Raw genomic sequence first — 5,157 nt, 5'->3', positions numbered from 1 at the left:
AGGAGGGCGGAAGCTACCGCGTCAGGGTTTCGTTGGTGCGCACGGCTCTTTGGCTTGCGGAATTGGGCATCTTCGATCGTGACTACGTGAACAAGACGGCGGGCTCAACTGATGAGCACCTGTACCCCGATCCGGATACCTTCACCGCCGATACACCGATGGGCCATTACAAAGGCGTCACCGAAATGATCGAGATGTCGAAGACACCTGGCGAATACAAGTATCCGTTGACTCCATTTGGTTCGTGGCAACCAAGCTGGCTCTGACTGGCTTGCGGCTATGTTCGCGGCGCGGCAGCGTGTTGGCCAATCTTGCGGACCAGGAACGCCGACCTGATGTCTCCGATCCCGTGGACCACCGTCCCGGCGCCGACCGAGATCAGCAATGTGGTGATCGACGCGTGCAGCGAAGTCGCGATCCACAGTCCGATCGCCACCTCGGCGAAGCCAGCGATCAAGGGCAACTTCCACCCGCCTTCTCGCCTGGCAGCGATGGCAGTTACGACGCCGAGGATTCCCCAAACTATGAACAGGGCGCTCATCACGGCGGCCAGCGCAACGACGGTGGCTTTGACCGCGAGGAATGCAACGACGCCGGCAACGAGGAACACCAGCGCAACCAACCAGCGAGCCACCCGCCAGCCCCGTGACGACAATGCCCCCACGATCACTTCGGCGGCCGCTGCCAACAGGAATACAGCGCCGAACAGCTTGGCGATGGCCTCGACAGTGGTGTAAGTGAAGCGCAGCATTACGACCGCGATCATGATCCACGCGGCACCGACGATCAGCAGCAGCCACCAATACCGGGTCTTTGACAGAAGACTGTCGGTCAAATGAGCAGCGAGATGGTGTTTTGGCGTCGAGGGAGTAATCCCGGGCGAACTGATCTGATCCATTGTTGTTGCACCGCATTCGATTTGTCAGGTCGTATACCTATTGATTGTCATCCCCCGCCGGGCGGCCGCTGTTGTACTCGAATACAGCGTCGCGGCCGCGATGGTGTCGTGTCGGACAACGTGGGTGCGAGATCGCTACCGGACGGTGGTGTTGGCGCGCCCCGCGTTCGCGTCCGGCGTGTAGCCGATCTCGACTCGTAGCTCTGGCCGTTGAGCCTGAGCTAGCAGAGCGTCGCTGTAGTAGACCCGGTCGGCCTCGGTAAGCGGAGGCGGAATAAGGCTGCGAGGCCAGAGATGCTTCGCGCGAACCACATCGGCTTCGATGGCGTACACCACCACCGTCGCTTGTAAGCCAAACCACGCCAACAACCCCAGCACCAAACCGAACAAGCCCGCGACGGCCTGCGCGTGGCGGAGCAAGTGAGCGACGATGACACCGGCTGCGGTCAGCAACAGCTGCCACGCCACCGCGCTGAGCGCCGCGCCGGGCAGCATCCAGCTTGTCGGGACCTGGGCCGGGGTGGCGACCCGGAATACGGCGAGGAAATATCCCCAGCCCAGGACTGAGCCAACCCCGATGCTGACCAGATGAACGACGAAATCACCTACACCCCAGGCAGTTACGACACCTGCGGCTGCGCTGGCTGCGGCGGTCACCGCCACGCCGACGGTCAGCAGTAGCAACAGCACCGTCGTCCGCAGGTAGTTGGCGGGAAAGCCGGGCCGCTCTGCCCTTGGCACCGCCCACAGCGAGCTGACCGCGTTCTGCAGGCCGTTGGCGAAACCGCGGCCACCGAGAAAGGCGCCCAGCAGGCCGATGGTCAGCGAGAAGGCGTTGCCGAAGCTGGCCACGCCGAGCTGATCGTGGATCTGGGCGCCGATGATTGGGAATTCGGCCAACGCCGAATCGAGCAGATCGCGCTGCAGCCGTGGGAAATTCCGCAGCACCAGTCCTAAGATCGTCGTCAGCGCCAGCAGTAGCGGGAAGGTGGCCAGGAACGCGTAGTAGGCCAACAGCGCCACATGATTGCCGGCTTGGTCGTCGCCGAATTTTTTGGCGACTGCCAGGACAAAGGCGATCGGCCGGTGAAGCTGTTGCCAGCGATCGAATTCACGGCCTGAGCGCTCAACGCGATTCACCGTAGTGCTCGCCTCCCGCACCGATCATTCTGCGTCCCACGCTAGGGAGACTTTCAATCGGCCCTGCGTGCGTGGGCCCTCTCAGCCGAGGCTGCGACCACCGGCCACGCCTGGCGGCCGGTGGTCGTGGGAACCGACCGATCGTCAGGCGAAGGCCGGCCGGCCCGCGGTGTCGGCGATGTTGTCGACCTTCTTCACATCGCTGCGCATGCCGAATGCGGAAATTACTTCCGTCACACCAAGGATGATCAGCCAGATTCCAACCACAAGGGCCAACGTCACGATCGAGTCGAACGGATAGGCCATCACCACGACACCGGCAATGACGCTGATGACCCCGAAGAAGATAGACCACCCGCGGCCGGGAAACCGCGGATAGCTGATCGCCAATGCCACCGCGGACACACCGCGGAAGATGAACCCGACCGCAATCCAGATCGCCAGTAGCAGGATCGCGTACCCCTCACCGAAGTGCCGAAAGGCCAAAATGCCAAGGATGACCGATATCGCGCCGCTGAGGAAGTACAAAAACCTGCTGGCCCCCGAGGCTGCGGGCAGGGCGAACGCGAGAACCACCATGGCGACACCGGACATCACCAGGTAGGCACCAAACAACGCGGCAGCCACCACGATCGAAGGTCCCGGCCAGACCAACATGGCCACGCCGAGAATCGCGGCCAAAGCTCCGAACAGCAGCGCTGAAATCCAGATACGGTGCATCACATCTGAAACGGGGTGTGCAGTGTCGCTCATGGTAACTCCTTGCTGAAAGCGGTTGCGGCGATCTCGCCCAGAACTTATTGTTGCTCCGCCGAGCACCGGCGCAGTTGTTTTAGGGGACAACATCGGCGCCGCGATGGTGTGGCGGCGGACAATTCGTATCTCGCGCGGATTCGGGCGCGACCCGAACAGTGCGCTCGTCGGCGAGAGGGGCATTCATCCATGCGCGCGATCTGCGCACCGATTCTGCCGGCCGCGCAAACTCCCACTGTCCATGTTTTGGAGCTGAGCGACGGAAAGCGCTTGCTGGTGTGGGTTCGTCAACGGCGCTCACCTCGCCGGCGAGTTTTGCGATCGCTTCCGGCAAGCTGCCCACGGTGATCGGCTCGATGATGCGCGATTCCGGGATCTCGCGGCGCTGTCCGGGTTCGCGATGAGACCAGACACCGCGGTAGCAGTCCGCCGAGTAGCCCATTACGGCAAGCGGCTTTTCGTGCAGCTCACTGTCAGTCCAACGCATCGTCAGCCAATCGATGGCGTTGTGCACGCTCGCGGGTACAGACGCGTAGTAGTGCGTGACGAGCAACACCGCGTCTGCCGCAGCTGCGGCATTCCGCAACGCATCCACGGAGACTGGGAGCTCAAGGGTTGCCGCCGTTTCGCTGAACGGCGGCAATGCGTCGAGACTGTCGAACACACTAACTCTAATCCCGTCCGGAGAGGTTTCGTCGGCGAGTTCGGCGAGTGTGCCGCTGACCGAGCTCTCGCGACTGCCGACAATCAATAGCACATTAATGCCCGACATGAATATGATCCTTTGCCTCTATGCACCAGTGGTTTTCGGCGGAATTGAGCTATTCAGCGCCCTCTAGCTTCGTTAGCTCATCGTCGAACCATGCACTCACATAACGGGTCTCGTTACCGACCGCCTCCTTGCGGAGTTCTAGGCGATCGACGATTTGCTGAGCAACATGACGGTAATGATCCGCTGAATCTTCAACGCCACAACTACATCCGGCGTTGGCAATATTGCTTCGGTCATCGATGCGGTGGCGCTCGAGGATCCCCCGGATGTGCTCCACGAGGTCAGTCATAGTAGTCACCGGCCGAAACGGCGATCAAACTCGCTGAGCGACGGTGCTGGCTCGCGCATACATGGCAGTCAACGCTGCGGACTCGGCTTCGTCGATCGCGTTCAGCGCGAAGTCGATCGCGTCGTAGGCGTAGTCCTCCGCCAGGTTGGCATCTAGCGCCGCTTGCCGCGCGTCGAATGTGTCCGCGGCGTTCTTGACGCGATGCCGTGCTTTGGAAACGTGGGAGTGCCAGCTGTCGCGGATTGCCTGCCAATGCGACGACGCGCCGTCGCGGGCGTCGTCTGCCTTGGTTTTCAGCTGATCGGCGGCGGCGGTCGCCTTGTCTCGGGCCCCGGCGACTTCGGTTTCAAGCTGATCCCTTGTGGTGTCGCCGGCGGCCTTCAGTTCGTCGGTCGCGGTTTTGGCCCTGTCAGAGATCTTCTCGAATTGTTCGCTCAGATCAGTGTGCTGCATCGAAAGCTCCTTTCAGCCCGGACGGGATTCCGCCATATGTGAATCGTCTGTGTCGGCGGACGATTCGTCATTGTTCGGTGGAACAGAGTGGGCCGTGTGAGGTTAGCCGCGGCGATAACCGCGAACGGCCCAGTCGCTATCATTCGCACCGGCCATCGATGCTGACTTTGGAACGGCTGAAGCACATCCCCGGTTTGCCTGTCAGTTCGTAGCCCTGCACGACGGTGCAACCAAACCGGTCTTCGAATCGGCGTAAGGCGTCCATCGGCAACGGCGCGCCCGCCGACATGCAGACGCGGAGCGAGCCAAAATCCAGCTCGTGACGATCGGCAACCTCCAACATCGCGAGGTACATGTCGGCTTCGGCCTCGAAGACAGTGACATGCTGCGCTGCAATAATTTTTAGCGCGTTGTCTGCATTGAACCTGGGCAGCAACACCAGCTTCGCCGATGCGAGCATAGTGCCCAGCAGCGTGCAAACCATCCCGAATCCCTCCCACAGCGGCAGGCATCCCAGCACGACGTCGGCCCGCTCGAGATTGAGCGGTTTGCGCGCGATGACCGTCTGTTTGCCGACGAGATCGCCGTGGGTGAGCTCGGACCACCAGGGAACCGAGGACGTCCCGGTGGTGTGCAGGACGACGGCGGCGGCGTCGGCGGCGCGACTCACCGGTTCGGCGCGACCCCGGAAGCCCGCGATCAGGCGCCGAATGCCGTGTTTGCCGAGACCGATCGGTTGCGTGCCCGCGGTCACGGCTGCGACGGTGGTCGCAACCGCACGTCGGGATGCGAACAACAACACCCTCGAGTTAGAGATGGTGAGCACGTATTCCACCGCGCGAGCATTCTGCG

At 62.0% G+C, this 5,157-nt stretch carries 7 protein-coding genes and 1 pseudogene; 1 reads left to right on the top strand and 7 read right to left on the bottom strand.

The window, feature by feature from the left end; genetic code table 11:
- Window positions 1-266, top strand: a pseudogene (locus VN856_RS05690) (carnitine dehydratase); the annotation flags it as partial.
- A gap of 11 nt (window positions 267-277) precedes the next feature.
- On the opposite strand, the gene VN856_RS05685 reads toward VN856_RS05690, so the two are convergent.
- The 7 genes from VN856_RS05685 to VN856_RS05655 form a co-directional block, all read right to left on the bottom strand.
- A complete protein-coding gene (locus tag VN856_RS05685) occupies window positions 278-835 on the bottom strand; it encodes an HdeD family acid-resistance protein (protein WP_325687004.1) in 558 nt (185 codons plus the stop codon).
- A 198-nt stretch (window positions 836-1,033) separates the two neighbouring features.
- On the bottom strand, window positions 1,034-2,038 hold the full coding sequence (locus tag VN856_RS05680) for a YihY/virulence factor BrkB family protein (protein WP_325687002.1): 1,005 nt from the start codon (window positions 2,036-2,038) through the stop codon (window positions 1,034-1,036).
- Between the two features lie 144 nt (window positions 2,039-2,182).
- Window positions 2,183-2,761, bottom strand: a complete 579-nt coding sequence (locus VN856_RS05675; protein ID WP_325687006.1) for an HdeD family acid-resistance protein — start codon at window positions 2,759-2,761, stop codon at window positions 2,183-2,185.
- A gap of 109 nt (window positions 2,762-2,870) precedes the next feature.
- The gene (locus VN856_RS05670) at window positions 2,871-3,563 is read right to left on the bottom strand and encodes an NAD(P)H-dependent oxidoreductase (RefSeq protein ID WP_325687000.1); all 693 of its coding nucleotides are present in this window, start codon (window positions 3,561-3,563) and stop codon (window positions 2,871-2,873) included.
- A gap of 49 nt (window positions 3,564-3,612) precedes the next feature.
- Window positions 3,613-3,852 carry a hypothetical protein gene (locus VN856_RS05665; RefSeq protein ID WP_325686998.1) on the bottom strand — a complete coding sequence of 80 codons (240 nt, stop codon included), beginning with the start codon at window positions 3,850-3,852 and terminating at the stop codon, window positions 3,613-3,615.
- Between the two features lie 24 nt (window positions 3,853-3,876).
- Window positions 3,877-4,305, bottom strand: a complete 429-nt coding sequence (locus tag VN856_RS05660; RefSeq protein WP_325686996.1) for a hypothetical protein — start codon at window positions 4,303-4,305, stop codon at window positions 3,877-3,879.
- A gap of 139 nt (window positions 4,306-4,444) precedes the next feature.
- Window positions 4,445-5,157: AMP-binding protein (locus VN856_RS05655; protein ID WP_325686994.1), on the bottom strand; the 713-nt coding region annotated here is incomplete at its 5' end.

The sequence above is a fragment of the Mycobacterium sp. genome (assembly GCF_035603715.1).
GTDB lineage: Bacteria > Actinomycetota > Actinomycetes > Mycobacteriales > Mycobacteriaceae > Mycobacterium.
The sequence above is the reverse complement of the archived record's forward strand: the minus strand, read 5'-3'. Positions and strand labels throughout refer to the sequence as shown.

Excerpts from the sequence above, each read along its gene's own strand:
- VN856_RS05670 (WP_325687000.1), bottom strand. The coding sequence starts at position 3,563 with ATGTCGGGCATTAATGTGCTATTGATTGTCGGCAGTCGCGAGAGCTCG.
- VN856_RS05665 (WP_325686998.1), bottom strand. The coding sequence starts at position 3,852 with ATGACTGACCTCGTGGAGCACATCCGGGGGATCCTCGAGCGCCACCGC.
- VN856_RS05660 (WP_325686996.1), bottom strand. The coding sequence starts at position 4,305 with ATGCAGCACACTGATCTGAGCGAACAATTCGAGAAGATCTCTGACAGG.